The sequence below is a fragment of the Methylobacillus draconifructus genome, assembly GCF_045984355.1.
GTDB lineage: Bacteria > Pseudomonadota > Gammaproteobacteria > Burkholderiales > Methylophilaceae > Methylobacillus > Methylobacillus flagellatus_A.
This window is the reverse complement of sequence record NZ_JBJQII010000002.1, coordinates 324,880-345,366: the sequence shown is the minus strand read 5'-3', so window position 1 is coordinate 345,366 and position 20,487 is coordinate 324,880. Positions and strand designations below refer to the sequence as shown.

Annotated in this window: 20 protein-coding genes; 13 read left to right on the top strand and 7 right to left on the bottom strand. The window is 58.7% G+C overall.

From position 1 onward, the window contains the following. The 10 genes from nrdR to ACJSDX_RS05395 all read left to right on the top strand — a co-directional run bounded on the left by nrdR (position 1) and on the right by ACJSDX_RS05395 (position 12,322). Positions 1 to 447: a transcriptional regulator NrdR gene (gene nrdR / locus ACJSDX_RS05440; RefSeq protein WP_230341323.1), complete on the top strand. Its 447-nt coding sequence runs from the start codon at positions 1 to 3 to the stop codon at positions 445 to 447. 963 nt (positions 448 to 1,410) lie between these two features. Further along, entirely contained in the window at positions 1,411 to 2,535 is a 1,125-nt protein-coding gene (gene ribD / locus ACJSDX_RS05435; RefSeq protein WP_407993835.1) for a bifunctional diaminohydroxyphosphoribosylaminopyrimidine deaminase/5-amino-6-(5-phosphoribosylamino)uracil reductase RibD, read from the top strand. A gap of 13 nt (positions 2,536 to 2,548) precedes the next feature. Continuing rightward, positions 2,549 to 3,349 (top strand): TatD family hydrolase, encoded by an 801-nt coding sequence (locus ACJSDX_RS05430; protein ID WP_407993834.1) that lies wholly within the window; start codon positions 2,549 to 2,551, stop codon positions 3,347 to 3,349. Between the two features lie 591 nt (positions 3,350 to 3,940). Then, positions 3,941 to 5,068: an S-methyl-5-thioribose-1-phosphate isomerase gene (gene mtnA / locus ACJSDX_RS05425; RefSeq protein WP_407993833.1), complete on the top strand. Its 1,128-nt coding sequence runs from the start codon at positions 3,941 to 3,943 to the stop codon at positions 5,066 to 5,068. A gap of 9 nt (positions 5,069 to 5,077) precedes the next feature. Next, positions 5,078 to 6,541, top strand: coding sequence for an NAD(P)H-hydrate dehydratase (locus ACJSDX_RS05420; protein ID WP_407993832.1), 1,464 nt, complete (start codon positions 5,078 to 5,080; stop codon positions 6,539 to 6,541). Between the two features lie 183 nt (positions 6,542 to 6,724). Then, entirely contained in the window at positions 6,725 to 8,353 is a 1,629-nt protein-coding gene (gene pyrG, locus ACJSDX_RS05415) for a CTP synthase (protein WP_407993831.1), read from the top strand. A 5-nt stretch (positions 8,354 to 8,358) separates the two neighbouring features. After that, positions 8,359 to 9,198, top strand: coding sequence for a 3-deoxy-8-phosphooctulonate synthase (gene kdsA, locus ACJSDX_RS05410; RefSeq protein ID WP_407993830.1), 840 nt, complete (start codon positions 8,359 to 8,361; stop codon positions 9,196 to 9,198). 41 nt (positions 9,199 to 9,239) lie between these two features. After that, positions 9,240 to 10,523, top strand: coding sequence for a phosphopyruvate hydratase (eno, locus tag ACJSDX_RS05405; protein ID WP_407993829.1), 1,284 nt, complete (start codon positions 9,240 to 9,242; stop codon positions 10,521 to 10,523). Continuing rightward, a complete protein-coding gene (gene ftsB / locus ACJSDX_RS05400; RefSeq protein WP_309566483.1) occupies positions 10,520 to 10,849 on the top strand; it encodes a cell division protein FtsB in 330 nt (109 codons plus the stop codon). The genes eno and ftsB overlap by 4 nt, the downstream gene beginning before the upstream one ends. 24 nt (positions 10,850 to 10,873) lie before the next feature. Then, positions 10,874 to 12,322 (top strand): sensor domain-containing diguanylate cyclase, encoded by a 1,449-nt coding sequence (locus ACJSDX_RS05395; RefSeq protein ID WP_407993828.1) that lies wholly within the window; start codon positions 10,874 to 10,876, stop codon positions 12,320 to 12,322. A 3-nt stretch (positions 12,323 to 12,325) separates the two neighbouring features. On the opposite strand, the gene ACJSDX_RS05390 is transcribed toward ACJSDX_RS05395, so the two are convergent. The 3 genes from ACJSDX_RS05390 to ygfZ all read right to left on the bottom strand — a co-directional run bounded on the left by ACJSDX_RS05390 (position 12,326) and on the right by ygfZ (position 16,051). Continuing rightward, complete coding sequence (locus tag ACJSDX_RS05390) at positions 12,326 to 12,787, bottom strand: TlpA family protein disulfide reductase (protein WP_407993827.1); 462 nt, start codon at positions 12,785 to 12,787, stop codon at positions 12,326 to 12,328. 15 nt (positions 12,788 to 12,802) lie between these two features. After that, the gene (locus ACJSDX_RS05385) at positions 12,803 to 14,941 is read right to left on the bottom strand and encodes a TonB-dependent receptor plug domain-containing protein (protein WP_407993826.1); all 2,139 of its coding nucleotides are present in this window, start codon (positions 14,939 to 14,941) and stop codon (positions 12,803 to 12,805) included. 105 nt (positions 14,942 to 15,046) lie between these two features. Continuing rightward, positions 15,047 to 16,051 carry a CAF17-like 4Fe-4S cluster assembly/insertion protein YgfZ gene (ygfZ, locus tag ACJSDX_RS05380; protein WP_407993825.1) on the bottom strand — a complete coding sequence of 335 codons (1,005 nt, stop codon included), beginning with the start codon at positions 16,049 to 16,051 and terminating at the stop codon, positions 15,047 to 15,049. Between the two features lie 14 nt (positions 16,052 to 16,065). Between ygfZ and ACJSDX_RS05375 the strand changes: the two genes are divergently transcribed. After that, positions 16,066 to 16,551: a protein YgfX gene (locus ACJSDX_RS05375; protein WP_407993824.1), complete on the top strand. Its 486-nt coding sequence runs from the start codon at positions 16,066 to 16,068 to the stop codon at positions 16,549 to 16,551. A gap of 77 nt (positions 16,552 to 16,628) precedes the next feature. Here the strand turns inward: ACJSDX_RS05375 and ACJSDX_RS05370 are convergent, their stop codons facing one another. From ACJSDX_RS05370 to ACJSDX_RS05360, 3 genes are all read right to left on the bottom strand, one after another. Beyond that, the gene (locus tag ACJSDX_RS05370; protein WP_407993823.1) at positions 16,629 to 17,003 is read right to left on the bottom strand and encodes a hypothetical protein; all 375 of its coding nucleotides are present in this window, start codon (positions 17,001 to 17,003) and stop codon (positions 16,629 to 16,631) included. A 159-nt stretch (positions 17,004 to 17,162) separates the two neighbouring features. Continuing rightward, positions 17,163 to 17,480, bottom strand: a complete 318-nt coding sequence (locus ACJSDX_RS05365) for a chaperone modulator CbpM (RefSeq protein WP_407993822.1) — start codon at positions 17,478 to 17,480, stop codon at positions 17,163 to 17,165. 22 nt (positions 17,481 to 17,502) lie between these two features. Then, positions 17,503 to 18,498, bottom strand: coding sequence for a DnaJ C-terminal domain-containing protein (locus ACJSDX_RS05360; RefSeq protein ID WP_407993821.1), 996 nt, complete (start codon positions 18,496 to 18,498; stop codon positions 17,503 to 17,505). 196 nt (positions 18,499 to 18,694) lie between these two features. Here ACJSDX_RS05360 and ACJSDX_RS05355 point away from each other — a divergent pair, with 196 nt between their 5' ends. Both ACJSDX_RS05355 and ACJSDX_RS05350 read left to right on the top strand, forming a co-directional pair. Further along, on the top strand, positions 18,695 to 18,868 hold the full coding sequence (locus ACJSDX_RS05355; protein ID WP_407993820.1) for a hypothetical protein: 174 nt from the start codon (positions 18,695 to 18,697) through the stop codon (positions 18,866 to 18,868). 11 nt (positions 18,869 to 18,879) lie between these two features. Beyond that, positions 18,880 to 19,401, top strand: a complete 522-nt coding sequence (locus ACJSDX_RS05350) for a hypothetical protein (RefSeq protein WP_407993819.1) — start codon at positions 18,880 to 18,882, stop codon at positions 19,399 to 19,401. Between the two features lie 96 nt (positions 19,402 to 19,497). Here ACJSDX_RS05350 and ACJSDX_RS05345 read toward each other — a convergent pair whose 3' ends face one another. Then, positions 19,498 to 20,487 carry a vWA domain-containing protein gene (locus tag ACJSDX_RS05345; protein ID WP_407993818.1) on the bottom strand — a complete coding sequence of 330 codons (990 nt, stop codon included), beginning with the start codon at positions 20,485 to 20,487 and terminating at the stop codon, positions 19,498 to 19,500.

Below are 20,487 nucleotides of genomic sequence, written 5' to 3'. Positions count from 1 at the left end.
ATGAAATGTCCGTTTTGCGGTGCCGACGATACGCAGGTGATTGATTCCCGTGTCAACGAGGAAGGGGACTCCATTCGCCGTCGCCGCCGCTGCAATGCCTGCGACAAGCGTTTCACCACCTACGAAACGGCGGAACTGCACCTGCCGCAGGTGGTGAAGCAGAACGGCAACCGCGAGGAATTCAACCGGGATAAATTGCGCCTGTCCTTCACGCGTGCCTTACACAAGCGCCCGGTGCCGACTGAATATGTGGACAGGGCGCTCGAGCATATCGTGCAGAAAATCCTCGCCAAGGGGGAGCGCGAGATCATTGCGCGCGACCTTGGCGAAATCGTCATGCAGGAATTGAAAGCCATCGATAAGGTGGCTTATATCCGTTTTGCTTCGGTTTACCGCAGCTTCCAGGATGTGGATGATTTCAGCGACGTCATCCGCGACCTGGATTGATTGCAGGACTGGCGACGAGCCAGCAGCCTGATTGAAAAGCACCGCTTCCAGTGATTTGGAGCGGTGCTTTTTTGTATTGATAGTTAAGAAGTAGGGGCGCCCTTGATTGTGATTTGACGGGAAGATGGTTTTCGTCCTGCCGGGCGAGTTGCTTTTCTTTGCTTCGCCAAAGGAAAGTGATCAAAAGGAGATGAAGGCACACACAATTGAGGGCGAGCGCAGCGATGCCAAGTGTTGGCTTTTCCTCCCGTCTGGCTGCGCCGAGTAGCGCAGCTTTTAATGGATTAAGGACTGGCGTCTATTTGAGCGCTAGCGAGTTCAGCCAGTCCCCATTAAAAGCGAGCAACGCAGGTTGCCCGGAACAACGTTCCGGGACGCAGACAATCGGGTCGCCTTTTGGCTCCGCCGAAACTGCGTTTTCTTTCGTATCTTTCTTTTGGCGAAGCAAAAGAAAGGTACTCGCCCGGCGGGGCGAAACCCATCCTCGCGCAATCACAGCATGGATGCAGACTAAAAACCGTTGAGCTTGATGGGGTTGAGGGTTGGAGCTTGGATCGTGAGTTAAGCCAACATGGTCTTGACCCCCTATCGCAATCCATTGAACCTTTGCCTTTCGCTTGCCAGCGAGTTACTTTCATTTGCTTCGCCAAATAAAAGTAACCAAAGCAAAGGCGACCCCGGAGTCTGCGCCGGGAGCAAGCTCCCGGTTCCCTGCGTTGCTCAATCTGTCTGGGAGCTTGCTGAACTCGCTTCGCTCAGACAGACGCAAGCTCTTGATCCAGACAGATTTGCGCTACTCGGCGCAGCCAGACGGGGAAACCAAAATCAAAAGCAACTTGACTTCGCTACGCTCGCCCTTGGGTTTGTGGCGGGCAGGCCCGCTGTTGATGTTTGATATTAAGGGCTGCGTGCACTGCTGCTCTCCGCTTGTCTCCCGCCCTTGCCAGCACTTATCATGGCAGCATGAATACCCTTATTTCCCCGGAATTTTCCGCCAGCGACCATCACTATATGAATCTTGCCTTGCGCGAGGCGGCGCGCGGCTTGTACGGCACCAGCCCCAACCCGCGCGTCGGCTGCGTGATCGTCAAGGATGGTCGAGTGGTGGGACATGGCGCGCATCTCAGGGCGGGCGAGCCGCATGCGGAGGTGCATGCCTTGAGGATGGCCGGGGAGCAGGCGGCAGGCGCGGACGCCTACGTTACCCTGGAGCCGTGCAGTCATTTCGGGCGTACGCCGCCGTGTGCCGATGCCTTGGTCAAGGCGGGCGTCAGGCGCGTAGTCGCCGCCATGCAGGACCCTAATCCAGTGGTGTCGGGCAACGGGCTGAAACGGCTGGCCGAACATGGCATCGAGGTTGCCTCCGGTTTACTCGAACATGAAGCCAGGGCATTGAATGTGGGGTTCATTTCGCGCATGACCAGGCAACGCCCCTGGGTGCGCAGCAAGATCGCCGCCAGCCTGGATGGCAAGACCGGCCTGAGCAACGGGCAGAGCAAATGGATCACCGGGCCTTCGGCCCGCCTGCATGTACAGCAATGGCGGGCGCAATCCTGCGCGATACTGACAGGCGTTGGCACCGTGCTTGCCGACGATCCGCTGCTAACCGTGCGGGATGAAGGGCTTCTGCAGGCGCGGCATGGTATCCAGCCTTGGCGCGTGATCGTCGATAGCCAATTGCGCACCCCGCCCTCTGCTGCAACGCTGTCGGCCGGCCGGGTGCTGATTGCCCATGCGGCGAGCCTGCCCGCGCAGGAAAAGGCCTTGCGTAATGTAGGTGCCGAATTGATAGCTTTACCTGTCCAGGCAGGGCGGGTCGACCTCGAGGGCCTGCTGCAAGCCCTGGCCCAGCGGCAGATCAACGAAGTGATGGTGGAGGCGGGCGCGGTGTTGAATGGCGGCCTGCTGCATGCCGGGCTGGTGGATGAGCTGCTGCTGTATTACGCGCCGGTGCTGCTGGGCGGAGATGCGCGTGATATGTTCGCCATGCCTGCGTTGCAGGATATGCAGCAAAAAGTTCAATTGCAGATGCTGGATTCGCGCCAGGTGGGCGCGGACTGGTTCGTGCGCGCCAAGCCTGTGAAGTGACGGCGGAGCTGCCATGCTGATCGATACCCATTGCCACCTTGATGCGCTCGAGTTCGACCATGACCGTGCGGAGATGGTGCAGGCCGCTTTGCAGGCGGGTGTCGGCATCATCGTGGTGCCCGCGGTCGTGCGCAGCAATTTCGCAGCGGTGCGGGAGCTTGCTGCGCGTTATCCAGGCTGTGCCATGGCCTTGGGCATACACCCTTTATTCGTCGACCAGTCACAACCGCAGGATCTGGATGCCCTTGCGGGAGAAATTACGCGCAACCGCGACGAGGTGGTTGCCGTAGGGGAAATCGGCCTGGATTTCTTCATCGAGCATTACGATCGCGAACGCCAGGAGTTTTATTTCACCGAGCAGCTCAAGCTTGCGCGGGAATATGAGCTGCCGGTACTCCTGCATGTCAGGCGCTCCGTTGACCAGGTATTGAAGCAGGTGCGGCGGTTCAAGGTGCGGGGCATTGCCCATGCGTTCAACGGTAGCCTGCAGCAGGCGCAGGAATTCATCAAGCTGGGCTTCAAGCTGGGGTTCGGCGGGGCCATGACCTATGACCGCGCGCTCAAGATACGCCACCTGGCACGGGCGCTGCCGCTGGAGGCCATCGTGTTGGAAACCGATGCGCCAGATATTCCTCCCTCATGGCTGGGGCATCGTGGACGCAACCAACCGGACCAGCTTGTGCGAATCGCCCAGGTATTGGCGGAAATCAGGCACGAAGACGTTGAGTCGGTCATGGAAAAAACCACCCAGAATGCACTTGACATTTTGCCCGGCCTCGCGAGTTTATACACACCACCTCAAGTGATACTTTAAAGCCTGTTAAAAAATGTTAACAATCCAATGGCTTACATTAAGTGATTGATTTTTAATGATTAATAAATAAGTTCATTTTTTGGGCGATTAAAAAAAACCATTATGAATTGGGACGTTACACTTTTAAGTCACAGCTATCCACAAAATTATCCACAGAATTTGTGGATAGCTCAGCAGATAGCGAATAGGCGCATTTGAGGTGCTAATATTGGTCCGGCAATGTTGGACGGCGTATGCCGGGTTGATGAAGCGAAAAGTCCGGAATTGCCATTAGAAAAATAAAGTTTCATTCTCATGACAGTTTTAATTTCATTTTTGCTGGATTGGCCCATTGCCATAGTTCTTGCCGATCAATTTACGGTCAGTTGTGCACACAAGCTCAAGTAATACTTAAGCTTTTTGCAAGAACCTTAACAAATCCAATGACATACTAAATTTTATTACAAATCAATAGCTTATTGTTTAGTGCAAAAAGTGGGCAAATTGAAAATTTCCTTTTAATTACAATAGTTACAATTTCAAGTCGCCTCTATCCACAAAATTATCCACAGAATTTGTGGATAGTAATATTTCTTGTTTCCAAATGGAAAAATGAACATAGGTCAACAACAATTTCGCACCATTTGGCCGCTCATTCAGGAAGAGGGCGGCCACGCTTTGCATCGCGTGGCCATCATCGACCAGACGGCGCTGCCGCATGAATGGCGTATCGTCACGCTGGACTCGGTGCAGCAGATGGCGGATGCCATCCGCAGGATGCAGGTGCGCGGCGCTCCCTTGATCGGGGCCGCCGCCGCTTACGGGATGGCGTTGGCAAGCCGGCATTCCACCAGCGACGGAAACTTGCAGGCGGCGGCCGCGAGTTTGCTGGCAAGCCGGCCAACGGCGGTGAATTTGCGTTGGGCGGTGGAGCGCATGATGCTGAAATTGATGGCCGTCCCTGAAGCCCAGCGCTGTGAATACGCCTGGCGGGAAGCTGCGCAGATCGCCGACGAGGATGTCCGTACCAACCAGGCGATCGGACAGCATGGGCTGGCCTTGCTGCAAACATTGGCGGCAGCCAAGCCAGGCCGCCTCAACATCCTCACTCACTGTAATGCCGGCTGGTTGGCGACCGTGGATTGGGGAACGGCGCTGGCCCCTGTCTATGCCGCCTTTGATGCCGGCATGGATGTCCATGTATGGGTGGATGAAACCCGGCCGCGCAACCAGGGCGCCAGCCTGACGGCATGGGAGCTGCAGCAGCACGGCGTGCCCTATACCGTGGTGTGCGACAATGCAGGAGGACACCTGATGCAGCAAGGCAAGGTGGATTGCTTGATCGTGGGAGCGGATCGCGTCACGCGCACCGGCGATGTCTGCAACAAGATCGGCACCTACCTCAAGGCGCTGGCTGCGGCGGACAACGGGGTGCCGTTCTACGCTGCAGTGCCGACGCCGACAATAGACTGGCAGATTGCCGATGCGAAGGACATTCCGATCGAAGAGCGGGACGCCGATGAAATCCACATGGTGGCCGGGCGGGCGGAAAACGGATGCACGGCCAGGGTGCGCGTGACGCCGGAAGGCAGCGCGGCGGCCAATCCCGCGTTCGACGTGACGCCCGCGCGGCTGGTGACTTCCGTCATTACCGAGCATGGCTGCTATGCACCAGGCCGTCTAGGCGATATCCTGCAGATTGTCGATGCAACAATCAATCCAATAACCAGCAACCATTGAAGCCGGCCCATGAATCCTTTATATGATCTAGTTCAACTGCGGGAAATCGAGCAGCGGCATGCTGTCGAAGGGTTGATGGAAAAAGCCGGTCTGGCGGCCGCCGGCATGGCGCGCAAGCTGCTGCGCGAGCATGAATACAGCGTGCTGGTGCTGGCAGGACCGGGAAACAACGGCGGCGACGCACTGGTCGCCGCACGCCATCTGAAGGCGGCTTGGCACCAGGTGACCGTGGTGTTTACCGGCGACCGGGCCAAGCTGCCTGCCGATGCGGCCGCCGCCTACGATGCATGGGTTGTCGCAGGCGGCGAGTTGCGTACTGAAATCCCGCCGCACGGTCGTTGGCAATTGGTGATCGACGGCTTGTTCGGGATCGGCTTGTCCCGGGAGCTGGACACCCGCTATTGCGGGCTGATCGGGCAGGTGAACGCGCTGGGCCTGCCTGTGCTGGCAGTGGATATTCCCAGCGGCTTGTGCACGGCGACAGGGCGCGTGCTCGGCGCTGTCATCAAGGCCAGTCATACATTGAGCTTCATCGGCCTCAAGCCCGGCTTGTTCACCCTGGATGGTCCCGATCATGCGGGCGAGGTCCATCTTGAGACGCTGGGGCTGGAGATCGATAATGTCCGGGCTGCTGGATCATTGATCGACCAACCTCCAGCCTTGCCTTTGCCGAGAAAGCTGAACAGCCACAAAGGCAGCCACGGCAGCGTTGGGGTGGTCGGCGGCGCGCAGCATATGGCAGGCGCCGCCATTCTCGCTTCCAGGGCAGCGCTGCTGCTGGGGGCAGGGAGGGTGTATTGCGGCCTGCTCGCAAGCCAGCCTTTGGCGCTGGATACGGCGCAGGCGGAACTGATGCTGCGCGATGCCGCCAGTGTGCCGACGTTGTCCAACGTATTGGCAGTCGGGCCCGGCATGGGGGTCTCGAGCGCGGCGATGGCGATTCTGCATGAGGTGCTGGCACATCCGCAATCCTTGGTGCTGGACGCGGATGCGCTGAACCTGGTGGCAGAACACCTCGAACTTCAGCAGAAATTAAAATGGCGCGCTGCAGGCAGCACGGTACTGACCCCGCATCCCGGCGAGGCGGCCCGCCTGCTCGGCTGCAGCAACGCCGAAGTGCAGGCCGACCGCATTGCCAGCGCGCTGAAGCTTGCCCATGGATATCAGGTCGCCGTCGTCCTCAAGGGTTGCGGCAGCATCATTGCCCTGCCGGACGGGCGCTGGTTCGTCAACCGGAGCGGCAATCCCGGCATGGCGAGTGCGGGCATGGGCGATACCTTGTGCGGCATCATTGCCGCCTTGCTTGCGCAGTCCATGGACATGGAGCAGGCGGTGTTGCTCGGGGTTTACCTGCATGGCGCCGCCGCCGATGCCTTGGTCGGGCGCGGTATCGGCCCAATCGGCCTGACTGCCGGCGAGGTGGCGTCGTCCGCAAGGGAATTGCTCAACCGCTGGGTGTACGGCAAGGCTTGAGGCTCTGCAACAGGGATCGTCAAGGCAGCTCCTGAAGCGATCATTCAAGTATTGATCCTTACTGGTTGAATATTAATCATAAGGGCTTCCGAGCCGCTGTGTTGGCGGATTTTCCCATTTGTCGGCAATAGGCGTTTGCAGTAAAATCTAGCCCCGTCCGCAATGTCCCAAAGTTTTTATTCCATGACCAAATTCGTATTCGTTACCGGCGGGGTTGTTTCCTCTTTAGGTAAAGGCATTGCAGCCGCCAGTTTAGGCGCAATTCTCGAGTCGCGTGGCATCAAAGTGACCATGCTCAAGCTTGACCCCTACATCAACGTCGACCCGGGCACCATGAGCCCGTTCCAGCACGGCGAGGTGTTCGTCACCGACGACGGCGCCGAGACTGACCTCGACCTGGGCCATTACGAGCGCTTCATCAGCGCGCGCATGGGCAAGCGCAACAACTTCACCACCGGCCAGATCTACGAAACCGTGATCAAGAAGGAGCGCCGCGGCGAATATCTGGGCAAGACCGTGCAGGTGATTCCGCACATCACCGACGAGATCAAGGCTCACGTGAAGCGCGGCGCCGAAGGCGCCGACGTGGCGATTGTCGAAGTCGGCGGTACGGTGGGCGACATCGAGTCCCTGCCTTTCCTCGAAGCCATCCGCCAGATGGGCATCGAGGAAGGCCGCACCAATACCTGTTTCATGCACCTGACGCTGCTGCCGTGGATTCCCACCGCAGGCGAGCTCAAGACCAAGCCTACCCAGCATTCCGTGAAGGAACTGCGCGAGATCGGTATCCAGCCCGACATTCTGCTCTGCCGTGCGGACCGCGCCATCCCCGAGGACGAAAAGCGCAAGATCGCCTTGTTCACCAACGTGCCGCACGAGGCGGTGATCTCGGTGATGGACGCCGACAGTATTTACAGCATTCCCCGCATGCTGCACGAGCAGATGCTGGACGAGATCGTCTGTCACAAACTCAACCTGCTCGCGCGCGCGGCGGACCTGTCGAGCTGGAACCGCATCGTGCATACGCTCAAGAACCCCAAGCATGAGGTCAATATCGCCTTCGTCGGCAAGTATGTAGACCTGACCGAATCCTACAAGTCGCTGACCGAAGCCTTGATTCATGCCGGCATCCATAACGAATCCAAGGTCAATATCCACTATATCGATTCCGAGGACGTGGAAAAGCAGGGCACCGGCGAACTCGAAAAGATGGACGCCATCCTGGTGCCGGGCGGTTTCGGCAAGCGCGGGACGGAAGGCAAGATCGCCGCGATCCGCTATGCGCGCGAAAGCAAGACGCCATACCTGGGCATCTGCCTGGGCATGCAGCTGGCCGTGATCGAGTTTGCGCGCAATGTCGCCAGGCTCGAGAATGCCAACAGCACCGAGTTCGACCCCAAGACCCCGCATCCGCTGGTGGGCCTGATTACCGAGTGGAAGAACGCCGACGGCAAGGTGGAGCAGCGCAGCGAGGATTCCGACCTCGGCGGCACCATGCGCCTGGGCGCGCAGAAGTGTCCCATCGTGCCGGATACCAAGGCGTTTACTATTTACGGCGCCGAAGTCAACGAGCGCCACCGCCACCGCTACGAAGTCAACAACAACTATGTGGAGAAGCTGGAAAAGGCCGGCCTGGTGGTGTCGGCGCGCACGCCGACCGAGCAGCTCTGTGAAATGGTCGAGCTGCCAAGCGACGTGCATCCCTGGTTCGTCGCCTGCCAGTTCCACCCTGAATTCACTTCCAATCCACGCAGCGGGCATCCCTTGTTCAATGCCTATATTGCAGCGGCCCTGGCCAACAGAAAGGCGTAAACAACATGCAGCTTTGCGGTTTTGAGGTTGGCATAGACCAGCCCTTGTTCCTGATTGCCGGCCCATGCGTGATCGAATCGCAGGAAATGGCGATCGAGACGGCAGGCCAGCTCAAGGAAATCACCACTGCGCTGGGCATCAACTTCATCTACAAGTCCTCCTACGACAAGGCCAACCGCAGCTCCAACAAGACCTTCCGCGGTTTCGGCATGGACGAGGGCTTGAAGATTCTCGACGAAGTGCGCCGTCAGGTCGGCGTGCCCATCCTTACCGACGTGCATACCGAAGAGCAGGTGCCGCACGTCGCCGCGGTGGTGGACGTCTTGCAGACGCCGGCCTTCCTCTGCCGCCAGACCGACTTCATCACCGCATGCGCCAAGTCCGGCAAGCCGGTGAATATCAAGAAGGGCCAGTTCCTGGCGCCCGGGGACATGAAGCAGGTGGTGCAGAAGGCGAAGGAGGCCAACGGCGGCGCGGATACCATCATGGTGTGCGAGCGCGGCGCTTCTTTTGGCTACAATACTTTAGTCTCTGACATGCGAGGACTCGCCATTATGCGCGAGACGAATTGCCCGGTGGTGTTCGATGCCACGCATTCAGTCCAGCAGCCTGGCGGCCAGGGGGACAAGAGCGGCGGCCAGCGCGAGTTCGTGCCTGTGCTGGCGCGTGCCGCAGTCGCCAGCGGCGTGGCAGGGGTGTTCATGGAAACCCATCCAGACCCTGCCAAAGCCTTGTCCGACGGCCCGAACGCCTGGCCTTTGTCCAAGATGAAGGCCTTGCTGGAAGTGTTGGTCGACCTCGACCGTGTGGTGAAAAAAGCCGGCTTCATCGAACATACGGTGTAAACCGGAACAAAAAATCCAAATCTAAATTGAGGAAATAAAGCATGAGTGCAATTGTTGATATTATTGCCCGCGAGATCATCGATTCCCGCGGTAACCCCACAGTCGAGGTAGATGTCCTGCTCGAGTCCGGCGTGATCGGCCGTGCGGCCGTGCCTTCCGGCGCCTCCACCGGCACCAAGGAAGCGGTCGAGCTGCGCGACGGTGATGCCGCGCGTTACCTCGGTAAGGGCGTGTTGCAGGCGGTCGAGAACGTCAATACCGAAATCACCGAAGCCATCATCGGCCTGGATGTTGAAGAGCAGAGCTTCATCGACCAGACCCTGATCGACCTCGACGGCACCGAGAACAAGAGCCGCCTGGGCGCCAATGCCATCCTCGCGGTCTCCATGGCCTGCGCCCGTGCCGCGGCTGAAGAGTCCGGCCTGCCGCTCTACCGCTACCTCGGCGGTTCCGGCTTCATGCAACTGCCTACCCCGATGATGAACATCATCAACGGCGGCGCGCATGCCGACAATAGCGTGGACATGCAGGAATTCATGATCATCCCCGCCGGCCTGCCGACATTCCGCGAAGCCCTGCGTGCTGGCGCCGAAGTGTTCCATGCCTTGAAGAAAATCCTGCACAACGAAGGCTTGGCGACCACCGTGGGTGATGAAGGCGGCTTTGCGCCCGACCTGCCGTCCAACGAAGCCGCGATCCAGTACATCCTGCAGGCGATCACGGCTGCAGGCTACGAGCCGGGACGCGACATCCTGCTGGGCCTGGATTGCGCCAGCTCCGAGTTCTACAAGGACGGCCTCTACCACCTGGAATCCGAAGGCCTGCAACTGACGTCGGAGCAGTTCACCGACTACCTGGCGACCTGGGTCGACAAGTACCCCATCGTCAGCATTGAGGACGGCATGTCCGAGCATGACTGGGACGGCTGGAAGCTGCTGACCGACCGCATCGGCAAGAAGGTGCAGCTGGTGGGCGACGACCTGTTCGTGACCAACGCCAAGATCCTGCGCGAAGGCATCCAGAAGGGCGTGGGCAACTCCGTGCTGATCAAGGTCAACCAGATCGGCACCCTGACCGAGACCTTCACCACCATCGAGACCGCCAAGCGCGCCGGCTACACTGCCGTGATCTCGCACCGTTCCGGCGAGACCGAGGACACCACGATTGCCGATATCTCGGTCGCGACCAATGCGTTGCAGATCAAGACCGGCTCCCTGTCCCGTTCCGAGCGCATCGCCAAGTACAACCAGCTGCTGCGTATCGAGGAAGAGCTCGGCGATGCCACCAGCTATGCAGGCAAAGAAGCGTTCTATAACCTGAAGTGAAATTCCTCACCCTCATCTTCGTCGCCCTGATTGCCTTGCTGCAGTATCCGCTGTGGCTGGGCAAGGGCAGCTGGCTGAGGGTGTGGGACCTGAACCAGAAGATCGTCGCGCAGAAGAGCAGCAATGCCCAATTGAAGCTGCGCAACGACACCCTGGACGCTGAAGTGCGCGACCTCAAGCAGGGCAATACCGCGATCGAGGAGCGCGCGCGCAGCGAACTGGGGATGATCAAGCAGGACGAAGTGTTCTATCAGGTCATCGACCAGATCCCTGCCGCATCTGGGGCTCCATCTGCCATTCCTGCCGCGCCGGATGGTGCGCATTGATCTGGTTGACCAACCAGGGCCGGCATGGGCAGATACAGATTAATCCTCTTGATCACCGTCATCCTCGCCATGGGGGTGATGGCGACGTCGTACATCAGCTATCGCGTGTCGCGCGCTTCCATCCACGATGCGATCGTGGAGAGCATGCTGCCTCTCACCTCCGACAATATCTATTCCGAGATCCAGAAGGATCTCATCCGGCCCGTCTTCATTTCCTCCATGATGGCTTCGGATACTTTCCTGCGTGATTGGGTGTTGGAAGGGGAACAGAACCATGACAGGATTAGCCGTTACTTGTGGGAGGTGCAGAATCGCTATGGCGCTTTCGTTAGCTTCTTTGTATCGGATCGTAGCCGCAACTACTATTACAACCGGGGCTTGCTCAAGCAGGTGAGCCCCGACGTCGAGGACGACGCCTGGTATTACCGCGCGCGTGGGATGCAGGCGCCTTACGAGATCAATGTGGATCGCAATACGTCGCATGCGGATGGGCTCATCATCTTTATCAATTACAAGGTGCTGGACTACGACGGCAGCTATCTCGGCTTGGTCGGCGTGGGGTTGGCTGTGGACTCGGTACAAAAACTCGTCAGCCATTACCAGCACAAGTTCAAGCGCGATGTTTACTTTATCGATGCCGAAGGCCTGGTAAGGCTTTCCGGTAGCCGCTACCATGCGACGGGCAGCCGGATTCAGGATAAGCCGGGCCTGGAGCAGGTGTTTCGCCAGGCACGGCAGCAGGGGGCGCCTGCCAGTTTCGAGTATGACCGCCAGGATAGCCGGCAGTTGATCAATATCCGCTTCATTCCGGAGTTGAACTGGTATCTGTGCGTGGAGCAGAACGAGAGCGAAGCCACGCGCGATATCCGCCATGCCTTGCATGCCAACCTCCTGTTGTGCCTGGTGGTGACGGCCATCGTGGTAGCATTGGTCCACGTCGTCCTGCGCCGATACCAGGGCAAGCTGGAAACCATGGCGACCACGGATACCCTGACAGGGTTGCCCAACCGGCGCGCGTTCGACATCGTGATCGACATATTCAGGAACGAGAACGACCGCGCTCGCAGCAACCTGGCTTTCATTACGCTCGATATCGATCATTTCAAGGCCATCAACGATCGTCTGGGCCACTTCGGCGGCGACCATGTCCTGGTCGAGGCTGCCAGGATACTGAAATCCAGCACCCGGGCGGCGGATTTCATCTGCCGCTGGGGAGGGGAGGAGTTCCTCCTCGTGGTCAAGGATTGCGACGAGCACAACGCAATGCTGCTGGCCGAGAAGATGCGTAGCGCCATCGAGCACGAAGCGATCGGTTATAAGGGGGCGCAGATTCGCATCACGGCTAGCTTGGGCGTGGCCGTGGCCAGAGCCGGGGACAAGGTGGAAGCCATGCTGGAGCGTGCGGACCAGGCCTTGTACGAAGCCAAGAGGGCGGGCCGCAACCGGGCCGTGCTGGGCGCTGTTGACCGCTGACGGTCAGCGGCAATCCGCTGCAATCTTTTCCAGGTCCTTCACTGTAAGCGCCCCCGGTTTGCGGAAACAGATATGCTCATTCTTATCCAGCGCCACAGTGAAGGGCAGTACGCCGATCTTGTTGCCCGCTTTGCGCATGAGCCCGGTCACATTCATGCCCGGCCGCAATACGGTTGAGCTGACCGGATGCTGATCCAGAAAACGCTGCGCCATGGCGGCGCTATCCGTATTGACCAGCAAAACGCTCCAATCCGGGCGTTGGGCCGCGAATTGATCGAGCATCGGCAGCTCCGCCACGCATGGCGGACAATCCACTCCCCAGAAATTGACCAGCACCGGCTTGGCGACTTGGCGCAATTCGACAAAGCGCGTGCCGTCCAGCGTCGGCAGTTTGAAATCCCACGCCGGTTCTGCTGCGGCATGGCTGTCCGAGACCAATAGCAGGATGAAAAGCAGTCTGCGCATCTATCGGCGATCCAGTCAGAAATTCAGCTTGAGCCCGGCGTAGAGATAGCGGCCGCGGCCCGGGCCCCATAAATGCGTGAAGTCCACGTTGCCCGCGCCGTCAATCCAGAGAAAGTTTTCCTTGTTGACCTGCTGGTAGTCGAACAGGTTGTCGGCGCCGGCATAGAGCGCCACGGTCTTGTTGACCTGGTATTCCGCACGTACGTCGGTGGTGGCGTAGGAAGGGCTATGGTCGCGCTTGCGGCTGCCGTCGAAGTTGTAGCGCGGATTGTTGGCGTAATCGTAGAACTTGGCGAGATCATGCGTGCCAGTCCAGTTCACGCGCAGGTAGGCGGTCCATGGACCTTGCTCATAATCCACAGTAAAGAAAGCGCGCGCCTTGGGTCGGGAAAAGATCAGCGTCCCGGGCGTAAACTCATAATGAAAACGTTCCCCGCCGACACTGACCACCGTGCTGGGCGTGAGCTGGTAGGAGAGGTTGATGTCGACGCCTTGCACCACGACCTTGTCGGGCGAATTCTCGAACAGAGTGACCGTACCGGTGCCGCCAGCCGGATCAGGTTCGCCCGGCGTCAGGATCGCCATATCATGGATGCGGTTGTAATTGTATGAGCTGACCACCGCCAGCCGCTCGTCGGCATAACTCAGAGCATAACTGAGGTTGTCGGACTTCTCCGGCTTGCTCAGCAGCCGGATGATGCGGATGTCGTCGAGGATGCCGTGATCCTGCTCGAAGAAGCTGGTCGGCGCGCGGAAGCCGCGTCCTACACTGAAACGGCTCGCGACCTCATCAGTATGGTGGTAGAGCAGATTGAGCCGCGGCGAGGTGATGGTGCCGAACACATTGTGGTCGTCCGCGCGTACCGAGGCATTGAGTTCCAGCTTGTCTTCAAGGAAAGTGCGGTAGGCCTGCAGGAACATGGCCGGGGTGCGGTAGCGGTAATTGTCCACGCCCTGCACGAAGTCATCCTGCGCCGCGGAATAGCCGTGGCTGCGCAAGTCTTCATAGCGGTAATTCAGCCCGGCGGTCAGCAGCCAATCCGCCAGCGGAAACTGGTAAGAGGCTTCCAAATAGTATTGCTGCTGCTTGGCCTTATAGGTGGTGATTTCGTAAAAACTGTCCTGCTTGTGCTGGGCGGCGCCGACAGCCAGGCGCAGCTTGCCGTCGCCCAGCTGTTTTTCTGCCGACGTGGTGAACTGCACCCGGTCGGTGAAAATGATTTCCGATAGTCCGGCCCGGCCCAGATCCCAAGGCAGGAATCCGCTGCCGTCCGGTGCGAACCAGCCATTGCTCACAGGCGAGCCATGCCGTCCGCGGCTGAAATCGAAAGGATTGCCCGACTGGTCCGCCTTGATGGCGCTGTAGCTTTTGCCGAGCGCGCCGCCGTTGCGCTTCTCGTCCACAATGTCCAGCCGTCCGCGGACCGTGAATCCGCCCAGGTCGTCGGCGAACCAGCCTATGCCCAGCATCTTGCGGTCATAGCCGGTATATTCGGAAACGCCTTCGCCGCTGGCATCCACCGCATCATGGCGGTTCTGGCTGAACGTCGCGGTCAACGCGCCGCTTTCCAATGTTTTTGCCAGATAGCCCTCATACAGCCGTGAGCCGAAGCTGCCCCCTTGAATGCGCAGCTTGGCGCTATCCTGCTGCGGCCGCTTGCTGACGATATTGACCGATCCCGCGAGCGCTTCCGGCGCGATCAGGCTGGCGCCCGCGCCGCGTGCGATATCGATGCGTTCTATGCCCCAGACGCTGACGCTGTCGAGGCCATAGGCCGAGGAGACGGACGAGTAGATGGGGATGCCGTCGATCAGCAATGTGGTATAGCGGCCGGGCAGATTGTTGAGCAACACATTGCGCACGTTGCAGATCGAGCACTCCACCTGCACGGCAATGCCGGGCTGCTTCTCCAGCGCCTCGGTCAGGTTGACGGCGCCGGATTGCTCGATGCGGCGTTCGCTGATGGATTCGGTCTTGACGATGTCGTCGCGCAGCGCGCCGGGCCTGGTCGAGCCCTGGTTGGTGCGGCTCTTGATGGTGATCGGCGGGAGCTGTATCTGGGCAGTGTCCTCTTCGGCCCGCGGGCTGGATAGGGGCAGCAATCCCAGGCAGAATGAGGCTAGCCATGCGGCAAAAAGTTTAGTGGGGGTCATATGCATCCCTTGAATAATCGATAATTTATGATAATGATAATTATTATCGTTTAATGATGCAATCCCTTTTTGACGAAATGGCTTTGTCGCGCTCCTGAAAGCGGATTATTTTTCCAAGGCATAAGGCAGGGATAATAGGGCGAGCTGCTGCCCCTGCCAGCTCAAGCCGCCAGCTTCCACGCTCTCGAGCCGCAATTCGGCAAGGACATCCTGCCCGCCAGCGGGGTTGGGCGCGCTGCGCACGATTTGGCCTGCGGCAATGCCGTTGGCGTCCACGATTTCCTCGCCTGCCGCAGGCTTGGCGTCACCGGCGACATGGGCAAGATGCGTGCGGCGTTTGACCTTGCCCAGGTAATGCGTGCGCGCGACGATCTCCTGGCCGGTGTAGCAGCCTTTCTTGAAGTTGATGCCGTTCAGCAGGTCGAGATTGACCATTTGCGGCACGAATGCCTCCTGCGTGGCGGCGACGATCTCGGGAATGCCTGCTTGGATTTCGCGCCAGTCCCAATCGGCCTTGTTCGCCGGGACAAGGTGCTGGCTCAATGCGGTCCAGAGCTCGGCAGCCTGCGCGGCCTGGCTGAGCAGCTCGTAACGCGGCAACGTGCCGGGCAGGCGGATGACGGTGATGCCGTCTTGGCTCACCTGGGCATACTCGGTTTCAGGGATATGGCTGAAACGGGTTTTCAATGCCGCTTCCGCCGCATTGCCCGCAATGCCGATGCGCACGGTTTCGTCGCTGCGGTCCGCAACCACCACCTTGGAGCGCAATATGTACATGCGCAGCCGCTTTGCGATGGATTCGAGCAGGCCGCGATCGAACTGCAGGTACAATTTGCCATCCTGGGCAAAGGCGAGGAACAGCGCCAGCAAGCGTCCCTTGGGCGAGCAATAGCCGCTGTAATGGCTGCTGCCGCCATCCAGCTTCTTGACGTCATTGGTCACCTGGCCCTGCAGGAACGTGACCGCGTCTTCACCCTCCAGCGACAACAGGCCATAATGCGACAAGTCGGCGATGATGTTGTCGTCAGCCTTGGCCTGGCCGGGAAATTGAATGATGCCGTCCTGCACTGTCGCGCCTTGTTCGGACAGGAATTGCTGCCATGAAGTCATGAATCATCCTCTGAATGAATAAACTGCAGAAAACACCGCACCATTATAGCGTGAAGCCGGCGACCCTGATCCTGGGGCCGTCGCGCTGGCTTGCTTTCCTGTTCCTGTCGATAGGTGCCATTGCTGGTGTTTCCATCATGCTGCTGCCGTGGGCATGGTGGCTGAAAGCCATTCTCATCGCCGGCATCATGGCCGCCATTGCCAGGAAAATTTGGTGCGATGCCTGGCGCAGGCATCCGTCCTCGCCCGTGATGATCGAGCTGGATCATGCGGGCAAACTCTGGCTCGCCACGCGCAACGGCATGCGTTATCCCGCCCAAGTGCAGGGCAGTACGTTGGTGATGGCGGGCCTGACCGTGCTCAACCTCAAGCTGGAATATGGACGGGCTTCCTGCGTGATCCTACCGGATGCCGTGGATGCGGAAGCCTTCCGATGCTTGCGCGTGTGGCTGCGTTGGCGTGCGCATGAAGAGGAGGTAGAAGCTGCTGTGGAGAAATGAGGCGGGTTGTCCGGCCTGATCGGCAACAGTGAAAACAAATTTTCCGCAGCGAGGATTGGGCCGGCTTTAACGGATAATCACCTGATGCTGGAGCAACGGCGGTCCCAATAGGTCTCGAACTGGTTTTTCTTGAACTCTTCAACCTCGTATGCAGAGTCGGTCGGCTCTATCCACACCGACTCAAAACGCCCGGCTTCCTTGTCGAAAATCTTGATGAAGCGCGTCCATTCGGGTTCATCTGGCCGTTTCACCTCGCCACAGAGGTTCAGGCTGTCGTCGAATTCCGTCACGATTAGCCCGCGGAATTGAATGCTGTCACGGTGGGATTGCCCATTCAGCATATCTTGCTTGGCAGCTTCTTCGAATGTTTTTTTGTCGGTATAAGGGCTTGCATGGGCTTGGTATTGAAATACCAATATCCAGGCAGACAAGGCGATTGCAATCAACTTCATACAACTTCCTGAGCATCCAAAGATTTTGGATTGTAATACATTGCTGAGATTGACTAATGGTCAATCCCATATTGGAGAGCACGGTATAAGCCTGAGCGAGATGTTCCCATCATTGCGGCGCAATGCTTATCGTGATTTCGTCCTACGTGGATTGGAGGCTTAAAACTGCCCTAATTGCCGGCGCAATGCCGCTACTTCTTCCATCAGGTCGACGGCGAGCGCAGCCAGTTGCGGGTCGGCATCGAAGCTGTGCTCCAGGTCGGCAATACGGCGGGCACGCAACAGGGTGGCGCTGGCAAACCGCCATTCGGCGGCAGCGTTACCGTGAGTTGGGTGCAGTACGCCGGCTTCGACATGGGTGAGCACCCATTCGGGGGCCTGGCGCACGCAGTGAGCCAGTTGTTCCAATGTCAGCGCTGCGTCTTCCAGCAGTTCTGTCAGTTCAGCGGGTACGAGGGTAGGGGTGTTGGTGGTCATGGGATGGCTCCACAGATAAGGTTCAGCGCGGATCAAAGCCGGGGTAGGCGGCGGCCAGGGCGTTCCAGGCAGCCTTCTGCGTATCAGTGACGGCGCCGGGCACGGCGATGTCCAGCTCCAGGTACAAATCGCCCGGGGCGCTGGCCGAAGGAATGCCACGGCCCTTCAGGCGCAGCTTTCGTCCGCTGCCGGAGCCAGCGGGCACGTTGACCTCGACCGTGGCACCGTCAGGCGTGGTGACCTGCACGCCGCCGCCCAGCGCAGCCTCCCAGGGCGTGACCCATAATTTTTGTGTGATGTCGCGGCCCTCGATGCGCCAGCGCGTATCATGACGGAAATGCACTTCCAGGAACAGGTCGCCCGCAGCGCCGCCGCCAAAGCCGGGGCTTCCTTGGCCCGCCAGGCGGATAAGCTGGCCTTCCTTCACACCTTGCGGAATCTTGACTTGCAAGGTGCGTTCCTCCGGGACAGGCTGGCCTTGCTCGTCCAGCTGTACGCCGCGTAGCGTGATGCCGCGCTCGGCGCCCCTGTAGGCGTCGATCAATTCCAGCTCGATGCGGGCATGGCGGTCCTCGCCGCGCATCTGGGCAGAGCCCCGGCCTTGGCGGCCGCCGGTGTGGGCGCGACCCGCGCGGCCAAACAACTGCTCGAAGAAATCGCTATGCTCGCCGCCTTCACCAAACTGGCTGTGGAAGGCATGGCGGAAAGCCTCGGCATTTTCATTGCCGCCGGAGAATTCGAAGCCCTCGTTCCAGCCCGGGGGCGGCCGGATATCGTCACCCGAGCGGGCGCCTGCGGCCCAGTTCTGCGCACCCACGGTGTCATAGGCCGCACGCTTCTCGGGGTCGGATAGTACGGTGTTGGCCTCGTTCACCTCGGCCATGCGCTCCGTGGCATCGGGTTCCTTGCTCACGTCTGGGTGGTATTTGCGCGCCAGCTTACGGTAGGCTTTCTTGATGTCGTCGGCGCTGGCTGATTTATCCACGCCGAGAATCTGGTAATAGTCCTTGAATTCCATAAATAAACTTGCCTCAGTGCGCTGCGGTGGATGGTTTTCCAGCACGGAGTCTGCGTGCCTCGTTTGCCGTAAGGTTGTTTCGCTTCTGAAAGCAGCATACTGTCCGAGCATGTCTTTGTCGAGGGATGGACGTAGGTAGCGGCCTGGCTGGAGTTATCCTGACCTAGCGCCACACCTATTCAGCATGTAGGGCGCAATGCTCTTTGGTTATTGCGTCCTGCGCGGGCTGCGTGATAGGGAGGTCGTCAAGCAATACAGCCAGGGCATGCTGGTGGAAAAGCAGGCTCTGGATAACGGCTTGTCCGACCGCCAGATCTGGAGCATCCTGAAAAAGACCGAGATGGACGATAGTCAGGAGAGTTTGTTTTGAAAGGGGAGAGTATGAAAAAAATAGTGTTGCTACTAATGGTGGCTATGAATAGCGCCTATGCTGACACTGCGCCTGCTATCAAGCTGAAAACCAATGTGATCAACGAAAAATCCGTAGTTGCTGGATTGCCTCTGACTTTTGCGGAGAAGGGCAAAAGCAACAATAACCGTCCGAGGAGTCGCTGGAAAATTACAGACAGTCGATTGGATAAGGATCTTGATTGGACGGTTGAGTTTATTGGGCAAAAAATGGCCGATGCTGACAAGGTGCAATGGGGGTGCGCCGAGTACGATGCCGCCGGGAATCTCGCCAGCGCAGTGCCAGAAATCAATGCCTGCCATCAGTTTCTGGTCAAGATGCTCGGCAAGTTTGTGGCAGACCCGGCACCATTGGCTGTATATTTAATTAAAACCTCAGAGTTGAGAAAGCAATCATTTGGTGTACGGCAGGGGGATTTTTCATTTGAAGTACACAAAGATTTCTATGGGGTTGTCCGAGAGTCCAGAAGGGTTAACGACTTCAAGAATTATTGACCATGTCTCAAATAAAGCCCGAGTAGGGCGCAATAAGCAACGGGCATTGCGCCGTATGTTATCTGACCTTTGACTGATTGAGCAAAGCGCCGAGTTTCACTTTTTCTCTAAGTGATTAACTACCTTACGATATAAAGCCCGCTTGAGCAGCCTCCTCAACCGTTGCGGCGTATACGAGGCAAGTACCAATCCCCCAGCGACAATCGCAAGCAGCCAATCGATATGCATAGGCGCAAAGTCGCGTCTGCTGGGCTTGAGCTGGTGCATCGCGGTTTTGACATCCTCGACATGGTCGCCGTTGACGTAAGCAGCGCCGATTTCCTCGCTGAGTTTGATCAGGTATTCCTCATCCAGGGTGGACTGGTAGCGGTCATTCTCGGAGACGGCCGTGCCTTTGTCGCGCGTGCCCAGGTTTTGCTGCGAAATCTGGGCGACGCCGGGTTGCAGCACGAAGTTTTCTGCCGACCAGTAACCCAGAAGCTTATTGTTTTCATCGAACTTGGGGATGGGTTGCGGCTCCTTGCTGCCTATGCCGACCATCAGCCAGTCGCCGTCTTTCTGGAAGTTGCTGAGGTCGCGGGTATTGAAGGCATGCAGACGCGGGGCTTCTTCGCCGTCGGTGAAGAAGATCGCCTGGGTGGGTTCGGGCATGGTGCGCAGCAGGCGTGCCAGTGAATCGATGCCTTCGCGCAGGCGGGTGTTGCCGGACCAGGCTTGGCGCCATTCTATGCGGGCGATGGTGTCCTGGATGGCGGCGTAGTTCTCGCAGACTTCGATCGGCGTGTAAAGCGCGGCGACGCTGAGACCGGAGAAAAACGCCAGGCTGACGCGGCTGCCGCACGGCATGCTGGCGACCAGGTCGTGCGCAACATGCTTGGTGTATTCCAGGCGTGAAATATCCTCGCCGCGCCAGGTCATGCCCTTGGTGTTCATGCTTTGGCTGATGTCGATCACCAGCATGGTGCTGTAGATGTTGTGCGGCACCGGGATGGTGGGCTTGAATGCGGCCGTCAATAGCAGCAGCAGCGCCAGCATCGGCAGCAGGGTCTCGCGGTGCATATAAGGCTTGAGGCGGGCGGGCAGCAT